Here is a 17,664-nt window from a genome sequence, read left to right as displayed (position 1 = left end):
GCGGTCACCAGTTCTCGAGGCCGTCGTACAGCGGGAAGTCGTCGGCGAGCTTGGCCACGCGGCCGCGCAGCGACTCCAGGTCCGCGCCGGGCTTGAGGGCCTCGGCGATGACGTCGGAGACCTCGCGGAACTCGGCCTCGCCGAAGCCACGGGAGGCCAGGGCCGGGGTGCCGATGCGCAGGCCGGAGGTGGTCATCGGCGGGCGCGGGTCCCACGGGACGGAGTTGCGGTTCACGGTGATGCCGACCTCGTGCAGGATGTCCTCGCCCTGCTGGCCGTCCAGCTGCGAGTTGCGCAGGTCCACGAGCACCAGGTGCACGTCGGTGCCGCCGGTGAGGACGGAGACGCCCTGGTCCTGCATGTCCTTCGCGGAGAGGCGCTCTGCCAGGATCTGGGCACCGGCCAGGGTGCGCTCCTGCTTGGCCTTGAACTCCTCGGAGGCGGCGATCTTGAAGGCCACGGCCTTGCCGGCGATCGCATGCATGAGCGGGCCGCCCTGCTGGCCGGGGAACACGGCCGAGTTGATCTTCTTCTTCAGGTCCTCCTTGCAGAGGATGAAGCCGGAGCGCGGGCCGGCGAGGGTCTTGTGCACGGTGGAGGAGACCACGTCCGCGTGCGGCACCGGGTTCGGGTGCAGGCCCGCGGCCACGAGGCCGGCGAAGTGGGCCATGTCCACCCAGAGCTTGGCGCCGACCTCGTCCGCGATCTCACGGAACGCGGCGAAGTCCAGCTGGCGCGGGTAGGCGGACCAGCCGGCCACGATGACCTTCGGCTTCGAGGCGAGCGCCTGCTCACGGACCTTGTCCATGTCCACGGTGTAGGTCTCCGGGTCCACCTCGTAGGCGGCGATGGTGTAGTTCTTGCCGGAGAAGTTGATCTTCATGCCGTGGGTCAGGTGGCCGCCGTGCGCCAGGGACATGCCCATCATGGTGTCCCCGTGGTCCATCAGGGCGGTCATCACGGCCACGTTCGCCTGGGCGCCGGCGTGCGGCTGCACGTTGGCGTGCTCTGCGCCGAAGAGGGCCTTGGCACGCTCGATGGCGAGGTTCTCGGCGACGTCCACGAACTCGCAGCCGCCGTAGTAGCGGCGGCCGGGGTAGCCCTCCGCGTACTTGTTGGTCAGCACCGAGCCCTGGGTCTCGAGGATCGCCCGAGGCACGAAGTTCTCGGAGGCGATCATCTCGAGCGTGCCGCGCTGACGGCCCAGCTCGTCGGCCAGGACGGCGGCGATCTCCGGATCGACCTCGGACAGCGGGAGGGTGTTCACATCGGGCTGGGTCACGGGCTTTCCCTTCGGCGGTCGGCTGCTCCGACCCTCGGCTGGTCGGACTGCTCCGTGGACCATCCTAGCCAGCTGTGTGGCACCGCTCGCAGCGGCTTGGCGTCCATGACCGTTCCGGCGACGACGGCGCCCGCTGCTTTCGCTGTGGGCGTCGCCGCCGGAGCGTGCCGCCCCTTACGGCTTCCGACACCAGGTGACACAGTGGAATGAGCCCTCCGGAACAGGGCGGAAAACCCCGGGCCCTGCCCGGACAGAAACGCAAGGAGTGAGCATGACTGAGAAGAAGACTCCCCACGCCACCGGATCGACAACGCAGTCGGGCGCCCCGGCCGTGTCGGACCGCCAGTCGCTGACGGTGGGCCCGGACGGCCCGATCGTCCTGCACGACACCCAGCTCGTGGAGACCCACCAGCACTTCAACCGGATGAACATCCCGGAGCGCCGTCCCCACGCCAAGGGCTCCGGCGCGTTCGGCGAGTTCGAGGTCACCGAGGACGTCTCGCAGTACACCAAGGCCCTCGTGTTCCAGCCGGGGACCAAGACCGAGATGCTCGCCCGCTTCTCCACCGTGGCCGGTGAGCTCGGTTCCCCGGACACCTGGCGCGACGTGCGCGGCTTCTCCCTCCGCTTCTACTCGGAGGAGGGCAACTACGACCTGGTCGGCAACAACACCCCGGTGTTCTTCATGCGCGACCCCATGAAGTTCACCCACTTCATCCGCTCGCAGAAGCGCCTGCCGGACTCCGGCCTGCGTGACGGCACCATGCAGTGGGACTTCTGGGCGAACAACCCGGAGACCGCCCACCAGGTCACCTATCTGATGGGCCCGCGCGGCCTGCCTCGCACCTGGGCGGAGATGAACGGCTACGGCTCCCACACCTACATGTGGGTCAACGCCGAGGGCGAGCGCTTCTGGGTGAAGTACCACTTCATCTCCCAGCAGGGCGTGCACAACTTCACCAATGACGAGGCCGTGAAGAAGGCCGGTGAGAACGCCGACTACCACCGCCAGGACCTGTTCGATTCCATCGCCGCGGGGAACTTCCCGAAGTGGGACCTGTACGTGCAGGTGATGCCGTACGAGGAGGCGAAGACCTACCGGTACAACCCGTTCGACCTGACCAAGATCTGGTCCAAGAAGGACTACCCACGCATCAAGGTCGGCACCATGACCCTGAACCGGAACCCGGAGAACCACTTCGCGCAGATCGAGCAGGCCGCGTTCTCCCCGGGCAACACCGTGCCGGGCATCGGCCTGTCCCCGGACCGCATGCTGCTGGCCCGCTCTTTCGCGTACCACGACGCGGCGCGCTACCGCATCGGCACGAACTTCGCGCAGCTGCCGGTCAACCAGCCCAAGTCCCCGGTCAACTCCTACACGTTCGACGGCCAGATGACGTACCACCATCAGGGCGCCGCCCCGCAGTACGTCCCCAACTCCTTCGACCACTCGTGGTCCGACGAGGAGGGTCGCGTCGACAACGGCTGGGAGGCCGACGGCGAGATGACCCGCGAGTCGCAGACGCTCCGCAAGGACGACGACGACTTCGGCCAGGCCGGCGCCCTCGTCCGCGAGGTGTTCTCCGACGAGGAGCGCGCCGAGTTCGTGCAGACCGTGGCCGGCGCCCTCGACGGCGTGAAGGAGCCGGTGCTCTCCAAGGCCCTCGAGTACTGGAAGAACGTGGACGCCGAGACCGGCGCCAAGATCGAGGAGGCCGTGAAGGCCGCCGCCGGAGAGGAGATCCCGGGCGTCTGATCCGGCAGGACGTCCATGGGCAGACGACGGCCCCCTCACTTGCGAAAAGTGAGGGGGCCGTCGTCTGTCCGGAGCCGCGTGCATCCGCGGCGCCTGTCAGCGGGTCACTTCTTCCAGCGGCGCTCCTGGGCCTGGGCCAGCTTGTCGCGGAGGAAGGCGGCACCCTTCACAGCACCCTTGGCGCCGGCCTCAGCGCCCTTGGCGGCCCCCTTGGCAGCCACGGAAGCGGCACCCTTGGCGGTCTCCACGATGGTCTCCTTCAGGGAGCCGTCCTCCTGACGCGCCGGGGTGGCCTCGGCGGAGGTGCCGGCCGCGGTGCCGGAGGCACCCACGGACACCGGGCCCTGGGCGGCCGGGGTGTGGTGCTCACCGAGGGTCTCCTCGGGCTGGACCTCACGGCGGTCGGTACCGGACTTGTCCGCATCGGCCTGGTCGGTGTCGGCCTTGTCCGCGTCAGACTGGTCGGTGCCTGCCTTGCCGGTGGTGGCTGTGCCTGCGTCGGCGTCCGTGGCGCCGGCGGCGGATGCCTTGGCCTCGTCCTCGGCGATCTCGCGCCGGGCGCGCTCGGAGACCGGTCCCGCGTAGCCGGGCACGCCGGTCACGGAGTAGCCGTCCACCTGGGCGGCCGTCTCGTGCCCGGAGTCGGCGGTGTCGGTCTGCGGGGCGTCCGCGCGGCCGCCATCGGTCTGCGCGGCGTCGGCCGTGTCGACACCGTCTACGTCGTCGCCCTCGGCGCGGGCGTTGAGCTGCTCGTGGGTCACGGTCTCAATCTTCGTGCCGTCGGTGGTGCGGCCGGCGGTGGGCTCGTCCAGCAGGTCGCCGTGGTCCTTCTCGGTGCCCGGGACGTCAGTGCCGCTCGTCAGGGTCTGAGCACCGTAGGTGCCCTCCTTCGGAGCCTCGGCCTTCTCGGTCCGGGCGTCGTGGGCGGCCGCGCCTGCAGCCACAGCGCCGCCGGCGACGGCGGTGCCGCCCACCACGGCGGCGGTGCCTGCGCCGGAGCCCTGCGACTCCTCGGCCTCGGTGGCCTGGACGGACTCCTTCTTGTCGGCGTCGACCGCGGCGGCCATGCGGTCCTCGTCCTTGGAGGACATCGCCAGGGCCGGCTCGCCGTCGGCCTGGTCGGCCTTGCCGGTCGGGGCGGTGCCCTGGCCCGTCTCGGCCTCGGCTTCGTCGGCCTGCACGCCCTGGCCGCCGGCCACACCGGCGGTCGCAGCGGCCGCCGTCCCGCCGACGACGCCTGCCGCAGTGGCTGCGGTGGCCTGCTGGACCTGACGCTGGGAGTCGGTCACCGGCGTCGACTCGGAGCCCGTCTCAGCGGCCTCGTCCACGGTCACGCCACGGCCACCGGCCTGCACATCGGCGTCCTGGGAGACGCCGGACTTCTCGGCACCGGCATCCACGTCGCCCTTGTCGGCGACCTCACGCTCGGCACCCTTGTCAGCGACCTTCTGCTCAGCAGCCGTGGCTGCGGTCTTCTCGTCGGCCTTCACGGCACTGGCTTCGTCGGCGTCCTTCTCGTCCTGGGAGGCGGCGGCAGCACCACCGGCCACAGCACCGCCGGCGACGGCGGCAGCGGCACCGGCAGCGGCAGCGGCCGTGCTGCCCGTGCGGGTCTCCTTCGGGGCGTTCGGGGCCTTGCCGTCACGGGCGGCCTCCGCCTCGGCGATCTTCTCACCCTCGGTGAACTTGATCGGCTTGCGCTCGTTCGGGTCCTTGGCATCCGGTGCGGTCGGGGTGTCCCACGGGCCTCCCTTGCCGACCTTCGCGGCGGCGTCGGCATCGGCCTCGTCCACCTGCACATCCTTGCCGCCGGCCTGCACATCGGCCTCCTTCGACACGTCCGGGTCCTGGCCGTCCTTGCCGCCGGCCTGCCCGGCGTCCGAGTCCGCAGCAGCCTTGCCCGCGGCGGCCTCATCGGACCCCTTGAGGCCGTCGGCATCCTTCACTGCCGTGACGTCCTTGGTCGCCTTCTTCCGGGGCGTCACGCGGTCGGCCCCGGCGGCCTTGTCCTCGTCGCCCGGGATCACGTCGTCCTTGACGCCGGCCTTCTTCTTGCGCTGCTCCTCGGCGCGCAGCTCCTGCTCGAGCTCGGCGTTCGCGCGGCGCTTGCCCGCGACGACGCTCAGGATGATGAGGATCAGCAGCACCACGATGATGGCGGCGATCACCACATAGACGATGGGGTTGTCCATGACGTCTCCTCTGTCTTCTTCCGGTCGTTGTCACTGCTGATTCCGCGGTCGCGGAGACAGTTCAGACCCGAGAATGTCACACCTTCCGCTGTGTGGTCATCGGCCGACGCCCCCCGTTCGACCCGACCGGCACCGTGGTTTGATGGCTGGCATGTCCTCCTCTGATACCACTTCTGCGCCCTCCCCCGCCTTCCCCGACGCAGCAACCTCTTCCGGGTCCGGCGAGCACGAGTTCGTCCTGACGCTGTCCTGCACCAACACCCGGGGCATCGTGCACGCGGTCTCCGGCGCCCTGCTCGAGGTGGACGCGGACATCACCGAGTCCCAGCAGTACGACTCCCCGGACACCGGCACCTTCTTCATGCGCGTGGAGTTCCACACCCCGGCCGCACACGACGCCGTAGACGCCGCTCTCGCCCCGGTCGGCGAGCGGTTCGACATGCACCTGCAACTCTGGGACGCCGCGGTCCGCACCCGCACGCTGGTGATGTGCTCCAAGGACGGCCACACCCTGAACGACCTGCTGTTCCAGCAGCGCGCGGGCACCCTTCCGATCGAGGTTCCGGTGGTGGTCTCCAACCACCTGGACCTGCAGCCGCTGGCCTCCTTCTACGGCGTCCCGTTCATCCACGTCCCGGTCTCCACGACCGGCACGCAGACGAAGGCCGCAGCCGAGGCCCGCCTGCGCGAGCTCATCGAGGAGTTCGACATCGACCTGGTGGTCCTCGCCCGCTACATGCAGATCCTCTCGGACGAGCTCTGCGCCGAACTCGAGGGCCGTGCCATCAACATCCACCACTCGTTCCTGCCGTCCTTCAAGGGGGCGCGTCCGTACCATCAGGCCCATGAACGCGGGGTGAAGCTCATCGGCGCCACCGCCCACTACGTCACCGCGGACCTGGACGAGGGCCCGATCATCGCCCAGTCCGTCCAGTCGGTCACCCACGCGCAGACCGCCGCGGACTTCGTGGCCCGCGGCCGGCACGTGGAGGGCGACACCCTCGTCCAGGCCGTCCGCTGGCACGCCCAGCACCGCGTCCTGCTGGACGGGCGTCGCACGGTCGTCTTCGGCTGATCCACACCCGCGTCCCCTTCCCGACGACGGTCCTCGTCGAGAAGACGGAGGGAACCGGCCGTCGTCGTCAGGCCTCGGACCACGGTGGCGCTCGCCGCTGCCTGCCCGCTCCCCGTAGCCTGGTGACATGGCACACATCATCACTGTGAAGGGCTCCACGCCCCGCATCCACGAGTCCGTCTTCCTCGCCCCGACCGCCGCGATCACCGGCGACGTCGAGATGGCCGAGCGCTCCTCTGCCTTCTACGGCGTCTCCGCGCGCGGCGACTCCGCGCCCATCCGCGTGGGCGAGGGCACCAACCTGCAGGACAACGTGGTGCTGCACGCGGACGAGGGCTTCCCCTGCCAGCTGGGCTCCGGCGTCTCCGTGGGCCATTCGGCCGTGGTCCATGGCGCGAAGGTCGGGGACGACTGCCTGATCGGGATGTCCGCCACCGTCATGAACGGCGCCACGATCGGCGCCGGCTCCCTGGTGGCCGCCGGGGCGCTCGTGCTGGAGGGCACCGAGGTCCCCGCCGGCTCCCTGGTGGCCGGTGTCCCGGCCAAGGTGCGCCGCCCGCTCTCGGACGACGAGCGCGAATCCCTGAAGCGCAACGCAAGCATCTACCTCGAGCTGTCCGCGGCCCACAAGGCCGCCCAGGAGGGCTGAGGGTGCGCGCCGAACGCCTGCTGATCCTGCCGACGGCCGAACAGCTGGCCGGCACCCGCTACGCCGAGGCCCGCCGCGGGCCGACGGAAGCCGTCACGCAGACGGGAGGGGCCGTCGTCGGGACGGACGGACCACCCCACGGCGACGGCGACGCGACCGCGCTGGTGCTGCTGACCCCGATCCCTGTGGAGGACGTGCGCGCCGCGCTCGAGGCGAACCCGCAGATCGACTGGGTGCAGTTCCCCTTCGCCGGGATCGAGGCCTACGTGCCGCTCGTACGCAGCCGCCCGGACATCACCTGGACGTCGGCGAGGGGCACCTACGCCCCGCCGGTGGCCGAGCACGCCCTGATGCTGACCCTCGCGCTGCTGCGGCATCTGCCCGAGCGCGTCACGGCGACCTCCTGGGGTCAGTGCCGGGGGAAGAGCCTCGACGGCGCCCGGGCGGTGGTGCTCGGCGGCGGGGGCATCGCACAGGAGTACATCCGACTGCTCAAGGCCTGGGACGTGCACGTCACCGCGGTGCGGCGCAGGGCGGACGACGTGCCCGGCGCGGACGTCACCGTGACGACCGACCGGTTCGACGAGGTGCTGCCCGGAGCCGACGTGGTCATGCTGGCCGCGGCGGCGACCGAGCAGACCCGCGGGATCGTCGGCGCACGGCAGCTGGAGCTCATGGACGACGACGCGGTGCTGGTCAACGTCGGCCGCGGCGTGCTCGTGGACACCGACGCCGTGACCGCCGCCCTGGCCGCCGGGAAGATCCGCTCCTACGGCACGGACGTGACCGACCCCGAACCGCTGCCGGACGGGCATCCGCTGTGGGCCGAGCCGCGCTGTCTGATCACCCCGCACACCGCCGACACCCCGGAGATGTGCATCCCGCTGCTCGATGCGCGGATCCGGCGGAACCTCGCCGCTCGCGCGGAGGGCGGGGAGGTCGAGGGGCTCGTGGACGTCGAGGACGGGTACTGAGCCGAACACGGCGAACAAGGCGAACAAGGCGAAAGTGAGGGCAAGACACGGCGTCGAGATCGACGAACGAGACCGTGTCTTGCCCTCACTTTTGCTGTGGGCCGGGGCCAGGGCGCCCCGGGAGCGTCAGTCCTGGGCGTGGGAGCCGGTGCGGCCCTCGCCCTCGGCGCCGTGGTCGAGGTTGTCTCCGATGGCGTCCTCGGTCCGGTGCCCGGCGCCCTCCTGCTTCTTCTTCCGGTCGTTCTCCTGGGCCAGATCGATCTGACGCTGGCGCTCCTCGCCGGCCATGCGGGTCAGCTCGGCGCCGGCCTCGGGGTCGCGGGTCAGGTTCTCTCCGGTCTTCGGGTCGAAGAGGTGGATGCGCGAGGTGTCCACCCACAGATCCACCGGGGTGCCCGGGCGGACACGGGACTCCGCGGACAGGGTGGTCACCACCACCGGGCGCAGCTCGTCCGCGTCCATCTCCTTCGCCAGGTCGGAGAGCATGGTCTTGACCTCCGGGTCCGGGTCGAACTCGATGTGGCCGTACTGCTCGTGGCCCAGCCACTCCAGGTGGGTCAGCTCCACCTGGAAGATCGAGCCCTTGGACTTCTTGTCCTCGTCCACGAGGGAGGCGTCCTCGAAGAACTCGGGGCGCAGACCCACGAACACCAACTCGCGTCCCTCGGCGGCCTTGGCCTTCGCCTCCGGCACCGGAATGTCTCCGATCGGCGAGGACAGGACGTGGCGGCCGCCCTCGGACTTGAGGCTGGCGGGCAGGAAGTTCATCGACGGGGAGCCGATGAAGCCGGCCACGAACAGGTTGATCGGCTGCTCGTAGAGCTCACGCGGGGAGGCCACCTGCTGCAGCTCGCCCTTCTTGAGCACAGCCACGCGGTCGCCGAGCGTCATCGCCTCGGTCTGGTCGTGGGTCACGTAGATGGAGGTGATGCCGAGGCGGCGCTGCATCTGGGCGATCTCGGCGCGCATCTGCCCGCGCAGCTTGGCGTCCAGGTTGGACAGCGGCTCGTCGAACAGGAACGCATCGGCCTCGCGGACGATCGCACGGCCCATGGCCACGCGCTGGCGCTGGCCGCCGGAGAGGTTTCCTGGCTTGCGGTCCAGATGGTCGTCCAGCTCCAGCATGCGGGACGCCTCGGCCACCTTGGCCTTGATCTGGTCCTCGGAGAGCTTGGCCTCCTTGTTCAGGCGCAGGGGGAACGCGATGTTCTCGAACACCGTCAGGTGCGGGTACAGCGCGTAGTTCTGGAACACCATGGCGAGGTTGCGGTCCTTCGGCGCCACCTCGTTGACGCGGCGGTCGCCGATCAGCAGATCGCCGTCGGTGATGTCCTCGAGGCCCACGACCATGCGCAGCAGGGTGGACTTGCCGCAGCCGGAGGGGCCCACGAGGATCACGAACTCGCCGTCGGCGATCTCCAGGTCGACGCCCTTCACCGCGTGGAAGCCGTCGTCGTAGGTCTTGTGGATGTTGTTCAGGGTGATGGAGGCCATCGGTTCAGGGTCCTTTCGAAGCGTTGGTCCGGGCCTCAGCCCTTGACGGCGCCGTTGGTCAGGCCGGCCACGATCTGCTTCTGGAAGAAGAGCACCAGGAGCACGATCGGGATGGTCACGATGATCGCGGCGGCGGAGATCGCGCCGGTCGGCGACTCGAACTGCGAGGCGCCGGTGAAGAACGCCAGTGCCGCCGGCACCGGACGGGCCGCCTCCGTGGAGGTCAGCGAGATGCCGTAGACGAAGTCGTTCCAGGCGATGAAGAACGCGATGATCGCGGTGGTGAACACGCCGGGCGCGGCCAGTGGGACGATCACCTTCCTGAACGCCTGCAGCGGGGTGGCGCCGTCCACCTGGGCGGCCTGGTCCAGCTCCCACGGGATCTGCTTGAAGAACGCGGCCAGCGTCCAGATGGAGATCGGCAGGGTGAGCGAGAGGTAGGGGATGATCAGGCCGAGCCAGGTGTCGTACAGGCCGATGGTCCGCCATACGTTGAACAGCGGGGTCACCAGCGAGATCACCGGGAACATGGAGACCATCAGGGAGACCGTCAGCACCAGCCGCTTGCCGGGGAAGTCCAGGCGCGCGATCGCATAGGCGCACAGGGTGGCCAGGACGACGGCGACCACGGTGGCGATCACCGAGATGCCCACCGAGTTCCGCAGTGCCGTGAGGAACAGCTCGCGGGAGCCGCCCACGAAGATCTCCTCGTAGTTCACGGTGGACCAGGAGGTCGGCAGCAGCCGGCCGTTGGACAGGTCCGAGGGCGTCTTGAAGCTGGTGGCCAGGATGGAGAACACCGGGAACAGGCACCAGATGCCGATCAGCACGGTGAGGACCCACCAGCCGAGGGTGATCCGCCCCGTCCCTGACTTCTTCCTGGCCGGAGGCGCTGCGCTGTGCCCTGCCTCCGTGCGCCCGTGCGCGGACGTGTCCGGTGCGTTGCCGGACTTGTCAGGGGTTGCCACAGTGCTCACTGGTTGCCTCCTCGGTCGGCGAGGTCCACCTTGAAGCCCTTCACCGCGATGAAGGCCATCAGCGCCACGCACAGGAACAGGATGACGGAGACCGCCGAGCCGAGGCCGATCTCCAGGCGCCCGATGGAGGTCCGGTACGCCAGCAGGGACAGTGCCTCAGTGCCGTAGGCGCCGTTGGTCATGATGAAGATGGCGTCGAAGATGCGGAAGGCGTCCATCGCGCGGAACAGGACCGCCACCATGATGGCCGCCTTCATGTTGGGCAGGATCACCCGGGTGAGACGCTGCCAGCGGGTGGCGCCGTCCACGGCGGCCGCCTCGGTGAGGTCGCCGGGGACCTGAGCCAGGCCGGAGAGCAGCAGCAGGGAGATGAACGGGGTGGTCTTCCAGATCTCCGAGAGCATGATCACGAACAGCGCCGTGGAGCCCTGGGCGAACCAGTTGAGGTTCGCGTCCACGCCGGGCAGCCAGGACAGCCACGAGTTCATGTACCCCGAGTCGATCGAGAACATGTAGAACCACGCGAAGGCGGACACCACCGTGATGATGCCGTAGGGCACCAGGATCATGGTGCGGACCAGTCCCTTGGTGGACTTGATCGCATGGTGCATCACCAGGGCCAGGAGGAAGCCGAGCACGAGCTCGACCGCCACGGTGACCACCGTGATGAGCAGGGTCACGCCCAGGTCGGACCAGAACACGGGGTCGGTGAGGATGGTGCCGTAGTTGTTCAGGCCCACGAACTCCTTGTCCGCCGGCGCGGTCAGGCGGAAGCTGAACAGGGAGTCCCAGACCGCCTGGACGATGGGGTACAGCACCACGAACAGCATGATGAGGAACGCCGGGGCGGCCAGCATCATGCCGAGGCGGGCCTCGGACTTCGCACGGGCGGAGCGGACGCGGCGGCGCCCGGATGCACGCTCGGGGGTGGACACGGTGCTCACAGGAGGCGCTCCCCTCGGAGGATCTGCTCGATGAAGGTGTTCGTCTCCTGCGGCGTGGTGGCGGGGTTGACGCCGGAGACCGGCGCGTAGCGCTGCTGGATGGCCGTGGAGACCTCGTTGTAGTACGGCGTCTGCGGTCGCGGCTTCGCGATGTCCAGCGAGTCGCGGATCGCGTCCGCCATGGGGTAGGCGTCCTTGATGCGCTCGTCCTCGTAGGCCTTCGGGTCCGCCGGCGGGTTGCCGTTGGTGACGAAGTAGTCCGCCTGGTGTTCGGCGGTGGTGATGCAGGAGACGGCATCCCAGGCCAGATCCTGATGCTCGGACTTCGCGCCGACCCCCAGGTTGATGCCGCCCAGCGGCGGTGCGGCCTCGTGCCCCTCGACGGTCTGCGGGTAGGTGGTCCAGCCGATGTCCTCCGGGAGGTCCTCGGGCAGGTCTCCGGCCTCGACCGAGGCGTTGGTGGCCGCCCAGATGAACGGCCAGTTCACCATGAACGAGCCCTTGTCTCCCTGGAACTGCAGCATTGCCTCGTTCTCACGCTGGGTCGGCAGGCCGGGGCCGCCGAGCCCCTTCTTGCCGATGGTCGAGACGATCTCGGCGGCCTTGGTGCCGGCCTCACCGGCGAGGTTGGTGGTCATCTCGTCCGCCGAGGCCTCAGGGTCCACGATGATGTCGTCGCCGCCGCCGGCGACGAGCGCGTTGAGCCACACGGTCATGGACTCCGCGCGGGCCCCCTGGACGCCGAGGTATTTGTCCTCGGCCTCGGCCGCCTCGATCAGCTGGTCCCAGGTGACCGGCTTGTCCATGTCCAGTCCGGCGGCCTCGGCCACCGACTTGCGGTACCAGAGCAGCTGCGTGTTGGCCCAGAACGGGACGGCCACGAGCTCGTCCTTCCACGTCGCGCCGGCGAGCGCGCCGTCGAGGGTGTTCTCCTGCGCGGTGTTCTGCAGCTCCTCGGGCACCGGCGCCAGGAAGCCGGGCTCGGCGAGCTCGGGCACGAACGGCGGGTCCAGGGACATGATGTCCATGGACGAGTCGCCGGCCGCGAGGCGACGGGTGAGCTGCTCCCGCTGCGCGGAGGCCTCGGTGGGGAGCATGGAGGTCTCGATGCGGTACCTCCCGTCGGATGCCTCGGTGCACTGCTGGGCGATGGTGGCCTGGCCGCCGTCGTCCGGATTCGTGTACCAGGTCAGCACCGGAGTGCCTCCGCCGTCGTCGGCGGCGCATCCGCTCAAGACCAGGGCGGCGGCGGCCAGGCCGGTCGCCGCGAGCATCCGGCCCCGGCCGCACCGGGTGGGGGGAGTCGTCATGGCGGGGGTTCCTTGTCGTCCGTCTTCCGGGTGATCTGCGCTACACACTAGACCCTTCGCCGCCTGTCAGCACGCACCGTGCCCCTATGGGGCCCTGTTTCACGACGACGGCACCCCGGCTTCCTGCCCGGCCGCACCCTCCGCGGACGGACCGCCGGAGCCCGGCTCACCGACGCCGGGTCCGTCCCGTGGCCTCGGCCGTCGTGGGGTCCTCGGGCCAGGGGTGCTTCGGATACCTGCCGCGCATGTCGGCACGGACCTGGGCGTAGGCGCCGGCCCAGAAGGAGGGCAGGTCCGCTGTCACGGCCAGCGGGCGTCCGGCGGGCGAGAGCAGGTGCAGCAGCACCGGCTGGCGTCCGTCCGCGACCGTCGGCGTGCCGGAGGCCCCGAAGAACTCCTGGAGCTTGGCGGCGAGCACCGGCTGGCCGTCGTCGCCGACCTCCGGGTACTCCACGGCGGCGGTGCGCCCGGAGGGGATGGGCAGCCGTGCAGGAGCGAGCGTGTCCAGCTCGGAGGCGGCGGGCCAGGGCAGCAGGCCCTGCAGCAGTCCGGCGAGGTCGACCCGGGACCGCGGGGTGCCGGCCACCACCTGCGCGGCGACGGCCGCGACGAGGTCCTCGTCCTGGGCGAGGGCGGCGGCGGACATGTCCGGCCAGGGGTCCTTCAGGACGCGGTGGAGCAGATGGACGCGGCGGCGCAGCGTGTCCGCGGCCTCGCCGCCCCAGCCCTTCAGACCCTCCTCGGCCCACGCGGCGCGGACGGCGTCCGCGGCGGCCTCGACAGTGGGGGCCTCGCTGTGGGAGGCCAGCTCGATGCCGCCGAGGAGGCGACGGCGGCTGCCCCTGAGCCGTCCGCCGGACCAGACGGCGGCGTGCTCCTGGCGGAGCAGTCCGGCTCCCGCGGCGATCGCGGCCTCCTCCCCCAGCGGGGCGGCGGCGCGGACCACGGCGCCGGTGCCCTCGGCGTCGGAGCCGGTGCGCTGGACCTCGGCGACGGCCAGCCAGCGGCTGCCCCGCAGCGGCGAGTCCGCAGGCAGGGACGCACGGGTGCCGGAGGCGAGCAGGTAGGCGTCGGTGTCCCCCACCCGACGGGCGATGCGGTCCGGCGCCGCGAGGGCCACCACGTAACCGACCTCCTCGTCCCCGCCGAGACGACGGGGGCCTGCGGTAGAACCGGCGGATCCGCACGCGGCGACCGCCGCGGAGGCGCCGGGCGAGAGCGAGGCGGAGGCGCCGGGCGAGGCGGAGGTGCCGGCGCCGTCGTCGGGAAGGGAGGGAGTGAGAGCGCCACGACGCAGCAGGCGCTCGAGGCGGTCGGCCTCACGTCGCCACATCCGGGACTCGGGTCCGCCACGGCGGACCTGGGCGAGGGCGGCGGTGAGGTCGGCTCCGGGGGCGCGCAGGTCGGCAGCGAGCAGGGCGACGACGTCCGCGGCCGTCCGCTCCCCCACGGCCTGCGCGCCGTACCCGAGGGCGTGCCCGAGGTGCGGCGGGACCGGGAGCGTGGACAGGGCGGTGCCGTGGGTGGTGATGCGGCCGTCCGCGTCCACGGCGCCGAAGGACTGCAGACGGGCCTCGGCCTCGGCGAGCGCACCGGCCGGCGGCTCCTGGGGCAACACCAGCCCCTCACCGCGCGGGGCGCCCCAGGCGGCCAGGGCGAGGGCGAGCGGGGCGAGGTCGGCCACGTCGAGCGCGGGCGTCGGCGCGGCGGGAGCGGTGCCGAGCGCGGAGCGGCTGCAGCAGCGGACCACGGTGCCCGGGCCGAGGCGGGCGGCACGGCCGGCCCGCTGCCCGGCGGCAGCACGGGAGACCTGCACGGTGACCAGACCGGTCATGGCGCGGCCGGCGTCCCTGCGCGGCTCGCGGGCCAGGGCGGAGTCGACCACCAGACGCACCCCGGGCACGGTGAGCGAGGACTCGGCGACATTCGTGGCGACCACGATGCGCGGGGCGCCGCCGGGTGCCCGGCCGGCGACGGCAGCGTCCTGCTCGGCCGGCTCCTGGCGGCCGTGGAGGGTGAGCACGTCGTGCCCCGGGACGCGGGCACGCAGACGCTCGGTCACCGCCTCCACCTCCGCCACACCGGGAAGGAACACCAGGGCGTCGATGCCCGGGTCCTCGGCGAGGGCCGCGGTGTGCGCGGCCACGGTCTGCTCGGCCACGTGGTCCAGGAACCCGCGCTCGCAGCCGCCGCGCGCGGTCAGGCGGGAGGAGCCGTAGGGCGCCCACCGCTCAGTCAACGGGTGGAGGACGTTCTCGGTGCGGACCACCGGAACGGTGTCCTGGCCCATACCCTCGGCCCACCGGGCCGCGAGGGCCTCGGCGTCCAGGGTGGCGGACATGGCGACGACCTGCAGGTCCTCGCGCAGCTGCCGCAGGTCCGCCAGCAGTGCGAAGAGCAGGTCCGTGTCCAGGTCACGCTCGTGGACCTCGTCCAGCAGGACCGCGCCGACGCCGGCCAGGTCCGGGTCGTTCAGCAGGCGCCGGACCAGCACGCCCGGGGTGAGGAACTCGACCTGGCTGCGACCGTGGCCCAGGGCGTCACCGCGGACCGTGTAGCCGACCGCGGCGTCGGCGGCCTGCCGCGCCGCGGGCTCGGCGGCGCCGGCGGCCCGATCAGCAGCCTCGACCGCGGCATGGAGGCGGCGCCAGGCCGCGCGCACCGCCACGCGGCGGGGCTGGGTGACCAGAACACGGGGTGCGGCCGCAGCGGCGGTGTCGGCGGCGGTGTCGGCGGCGACGTCGGAGGGCGAGCCGGCCGACGCGGCAGGCGCAGCGGCAGACGAGGGCGAGGGGCCGTCGTCGGCACGCCCGGCCACGCCCGCGGCGCCGGCGAGCGTCAGGGCGACGTGCGGGGGCACCGCGGTGGTCTTGCCGGTGCCCGGCGGGGCGTGGAGCACGGCCGCTCCGTGGGCCGCCAGGGCGTCGGTGAGCTCCGGCAGCACCTGCGCCACCGTGAGGCCGGAGACGAAGGAGTCCAGGTCCAGCGGGGAGAGCGGAGAAGCGGAGGTCATCACCGTCCATTGTGGCCCAGCATCGGGTGTCGCAGGCCTCGGTCTGTGGATAGGCTGGGCCGCATGATGACGCCCGTGCAGTACCACCTCGACCTGCTCGCCGCCTCCTACGCGACGCCGGCCCAGGCCGAGACAGGCGAGGACACGCCGGGCGGTCTGGGCATCGCCATGACCCTCGTGGACGGCTACGGCTACGAGGCCGGCACGGGGCAGACCGTGACCCTCGGGGCGCTCGCCGCACCCCTGATCTACGCGATGGCGATGGAGGACCACGGCATCGACGCCGTGCTCGAGCACATCGGCACCGAGCCCGCCGGCGACCCCCTGCACCGCATCGAGGTCGAGCCGGAGACCCACCGCGCCTACAACGGCCTCACGGACACCGGCGTGGTGGCCGCGGCGACCCTCGTGAAGGGCCGCGGCGGACGCGACCGCACCGCCCGCTTCATGCAGCTGGCCTCCACCCTCCTCAAGCGCGAGGTCTCCGTGACGGACACCGCCGCCCGCGCAGAGGACAAGGCCAACCGCCGCACCCGCGCCGCAGCCTGGTTCATGAAGTCCATCGAGGCGATCGACGCGGACCCCACCGTCATCCTCACAGACATCTCCCGCCTGCGCGCCGTGACCGTGGACGTGCGCGAGCTGTCCGTGATCGCCTCGGTCTTCGCCCACGGCGGCGTCCACCCGCACACCGGCGACCGCGTCTTCTCCGCCGAGACCGTGCAGGCCGTGCTCTCCCTGATGTCCTCCTGCGGCCTCGTCACCCGGGATCCGCTGTGGTCCCTCACCGTAGGCCAGCCCGGCTGGGCCTCCCGCCGCGGCGGCACGATCATGGTGGTCGTCCCCGGCCACCTCGGCCTCGCCCTCCAGTCCCACGGCCTGGACGAGAACGGCGTCTCCGCGCACGGCATAGAGGCGCTGCGCTCGCTCGTGGAGGTTTTCGAGATGCATCCGTCCCTGATGGCCGGTTCCCCGCGCTCCGCGCTGCGCACCCACTACCGGGTGGACCAGGCCCCTTCCGGCACCTCCCGCACCGCCGAGGTCATGGCGGCCTTCGAGCACCACGGGGACACCATCCACCTGATGGAACTCGGCGGCCACATCGGCTTCAGCCAGGTCGAGTCGCTCGTGCACGTGGTGTCCGGCATGCCGGACACCCTGCAGACCCTGGCCATGGACGTCCGTTCCGTGAGCAGCATCTCCGCGCCGGCCCGCCGGCTGATCGCCCAGTGGATCCCGCACGCGCTCCGCGAAGGGCTCGACATCGTGGTGACGGACCGGGACGAGGACCTGCTCGACCAGGTCCGCGCCACCGGTGCGGCCGAGGGCGTCGAAGTGCGCGAACCCCTGCGCGAGTCCGAGGCGTTCCTGCCGGACGTGCCGCTGGACTCCACCCAGTTCGTGTTCTTCACCTCCCGCTCGCAGGCCATGCAGTGGTGCGAGCAGCGCCTGCTGGCCCGCCACGAACCGCACCTGCTGCCCCAGACCGAGGAGGAGGCCGCCTTCTCCCCGCTGCTGCAGCACCTCTCCGAGGACGACGCCCGCCTCGTCGAGTCCATGATGGACACCCGCCGCTACGAGGACGGCCAGATCATCCGCCGCGCCGGCCAGCCCTTCGGCGGCATCTACGTGATCACCTCCGGCCAGGTGGAGCTCACCGGCCAGGCCACCGGCGGCCGCCGCATGCGCCGCATGCTCCTCACCCCCGGCATGATCTTCGGCGAGATGGCCCTCGGCCAGCCCGGCCGCCAGCCCGGCACCGTCCGCGCCCGCGGCCCCGTGACCACCCGCGTCCTGACCGCTCAGGTCATGTACGCCCTCGAGGAGGCCACCCCACAGCTGGCCATGAAGCTCTGGGAGGCCCTCGCGCGGGATGCCTTCACCGCCCTCGCCCAGCTCATCCGGGAGACCGGCGCGCTGCAGGACTGACGCCGGAGGCTATGTCCCGTCCCGTGCGCGGTGCGCTGATGGCCTGGGCAGCGGCGGGGCGGCCTGGGC

12 protein-coding genes are annotated in these 17,664 nt (G+C 71.3%); 5 read left to right on the top strand and 7 right to left on the bottom strand.

Features of this window, described 5'->3' with window-relative positions:
* Window positions 1-4: 4 nt before the first annotated feature.
* A complete protein-coding gene (gene glyA / locus CEQ11_RS04100) occupies window positions 5-1,282 on the bottom strand; it encodes a serine hydroxymethyltransferase (protein WP_088477828.1) in 1,278 nt (425 codons plus the stop codon).
* A 271-nt stretch (window positions 1,283-1,553) separates the two neighbouring features.
* Between glyA and CEQ11_RS04095 the strand changes: the two genes are divergently transcribed.
* Window positions 1,554-3,038 carry a catalase gene (locus tag CEQ11_RS04095; RefSeq protein WP_088477827.1) on the top strand — a complete coding sequence of 495 codons (1,485 nt, stop codon included), beginning with the start codon at window positions 1,554-1,556 and terminating at the stop codon, window positions 3,036-3,038.
* A gap of 104 nt (window positions 3,039-3,142) precedes the next feature.
* Here the strand turns inward: CEQ11_RS04095 and CEQ11_RS04090 are convergent, their stop codons facing one another.
* Window positions 3,143-5,230 (bottom strand): hypothetical protein, encoded by a 2,088-nt coding sequence (locus CEQ11_RS04090; protein ID WP_088477826.1) that lies wholly within the window; start codon window positions 5,228-5,230, stop codon window positions 3,143-3,145.
* Between the two features lie 151 nt (window positions 5,231-5,381).
* Between CEQ11_RS04090 and purU the strand changes: the two genes are divergently transcribed.
* The 3 genes from purU to CEQ11_RS04075 all read left to right on the top strand — a co-directional run bounded on the left by purU (window position 5,382) and on the right by CEQ11_RS04075 (window position 7,928).
* Window positions 5,382-6,305: a formyltetrahydrofolate deformylase gene (gene purU, locus CEQ11_RS04085; RefSeq protein ID WP_088477825.1), complete on the top strand. Its 924-nt coding sequence runs from the start codon at window positions 5,382-5,384 to the stop codon at window positions 6,303-6,305.
* Between the two features lie 127 nt (window positions 6,306-6,432).
* On the top strand, window positions 6,433-6,954 hold the full coding sequence (locus CEQ11_RS04080) for a gamma carbonic anhydrase family protein (protein ID WP_088477824.1): 522 nt from the start codon (window positions 6,433-6,435) through the stop codon (window positions 6,952-6,954).
* Window positions 6,955-6,956: 2 nt separating this feature from the next.
* The gene (locus tag CEQ11_RS04075; RefSeq protein WP_227718731.1) at window positions 6,957-7,928 is read left to right on the top strand and encodes a D-isomer specific 2-hydroxyacid dehydrogenase family protein; all 972 of its coding nucleotides are present in this window, start codon (window positions 6,957-6,959) and stop codon (window positions 7,926-7,928) included.
* Between the two features lie 126 nt (window positions 7,929-8,054).
* Here CEQ11_RS04075 and CEQ11_RS04070 read toward each other — a convergent pair whose 3' ends face one another.
* The 5 genes from CEQ11_RS04070 to CEQ11_RS04050 form a co-directional block, all read right to left on the bottom strand.
* On the bottom strand, window positions 8,055-9,422 hold the full coding sequence (locus CEQ11_RS04070; protein ID WP_088477822.1) for an ABC transporter ATP-binding protein: 1,368 nt from the start codon (window positions 9,420-9,422) through the stop codon (window positions 8,055-8,057).
* A gap of 35 nt (window positions 9,423-9,457) precedes the next feature.
* Window positions 9,458-10,279 (bottom strand): carbohydrate ABC transporter permease, encoded by an 822-nt coding sequence (locus CEQ11_RS04065; RefSeq protein WP_070638885.1) that lies wholly within the window; start codon window positions 10,277-10,279, stop codon window positions 9,458-9,460.
* A 116-nt stretch (window positions 10,280-10,395) separates the two neighbouring features.
* Window positions 10,396-11,343 (bottom strand): carbohydrate ABC transporter permease, encoded by a 948-nt coding sequence (locus CEQ11_RS04060; protein WP_304442131.1) that lies wholly within the window; start codon window positions 11,341-11,343, stop codon window positions 10,396-10,398.
* Entirely contained in the window at window positions 11,340-12,653 is a 1,314-nt protein-coding gene (locus CEQ11_RS04055; protein WP_088477821.1) for an extracellular solute-binding protein, read from the bottom strand. Before CEQ11_RS04055 ends, CEQ11_RS04060 begins: the two co-directional genes overlap by 4 nt.
* A 166-nt stretch (window positions 12,654-12,819) precedes the next feature.
* Window positions 12,820-15,666 (bottom strand): ATP-dependent helicase C-terminal domain-containing protein, encoded by a 2,847-nt coding sequence (locus CEQ11_RS04050; RefSeq protein ID WP_088477820.1) that lies wholly within the window; start codon window positions 15,664-15,666, stop codon window positions 12,820-12,822.
* A 63-nt stretch (window positions 15,667-15,729) separates the two neighbouring features.
* On the opposite strand from CEQ11_RS04050, the gene CEQ11_RS04040 reads away from it, so the two are divergent.
* Window positions 15,730-17,595 (top strand): glutaminase, encoded by a 1,866-nt coding sequence (locus tag CEQ11_RS04040; protein ID WP_088477819.1) that lies wholly within the window; start codon window positions 15,730-15,732, stop codon window positions 17,593-17,595.
* Window positions 17,596-17,664: the final 69 nt, after the last annotated feature.

Source organism: Micrococcus sp. FDAARGOS_333, assembly GCF_002206575.2.
In the GTDB taxonomy this organism is placed as follows: domain Bacteria; phylum Actinomycetota; class Actinomycetes; order Actinomycetales; family Micrococcaceae; genus Micrococcus; species Micrococcus lylae.
The sequence above is the reverse complement of the archived record's forward strand: the minus strand, read 5'-3'. Positions and strand labels throughout refer to the sequence as shown.

What these genes read in the sequence shown, in the direction of transcription:
- CEQ11_RS04095 (WP_088477827.1), top strand. Translation starts at nt 1,554, where the DNA reads ATGACTGAGAAGAAGACTCCCCACGCCACCGGATCGACAACGCAGTCG.
- CEQ11_RS04090 (WP_088477826.1), bottom strand. Translation starts at nt 5,230, where the DNA reads ATGGACAACCCCATCGTCTATGTGGTGATCGCCGCCATCATCGTGGTG.
- purU (WP_088477825.1), top strand. Translation starts at nt 5,382, where the DNA reads ATGTCCTCCTCTGATACCACTTCTGCGCCCTCCCCCGCCTTCCCCGAC.
- CEQ11_RS04080 (WP_088477824.1), top strand. Translation starts at nt 6,433, where the DNA reads ATGGCACACATCATCACTGTGAAGGGCTCCACGCCCCGCATCCACGAG.
- CEQ11_RS04070 (WP_088477822.1), bottom strand. Translation starts at nt 9,422, where the DNA reads ATGGCCTCCATCACCCTGAACAACATCCACAAGACCTACGACGACGGC.
- CEQ11_RS04055 (WP_088477821.1), bottom strand. Translation starts at nt 12,653, where the DNA reads ATGACGACTCCCCCCACCCGGTGCGGCCGGGGCCGGATGCTCGCGGCG.
- CEQ11_RS04050 (WP_088477820.1), bottom strand. Translation starts at nt 15,666, where the DNA reads ATGACCTCCGCTTCTCCGCTCTCCCCGCTGGACCTGGACTCCTTCGTC.
- CEQ11_RS04040 (WP_088477819.1), top strand. Translation starts at nt 15,730, where the DNA reads ATGATGACGCCCGTGCAGTACCACCTCGACCTGCTCGCCGCCTCCTAC.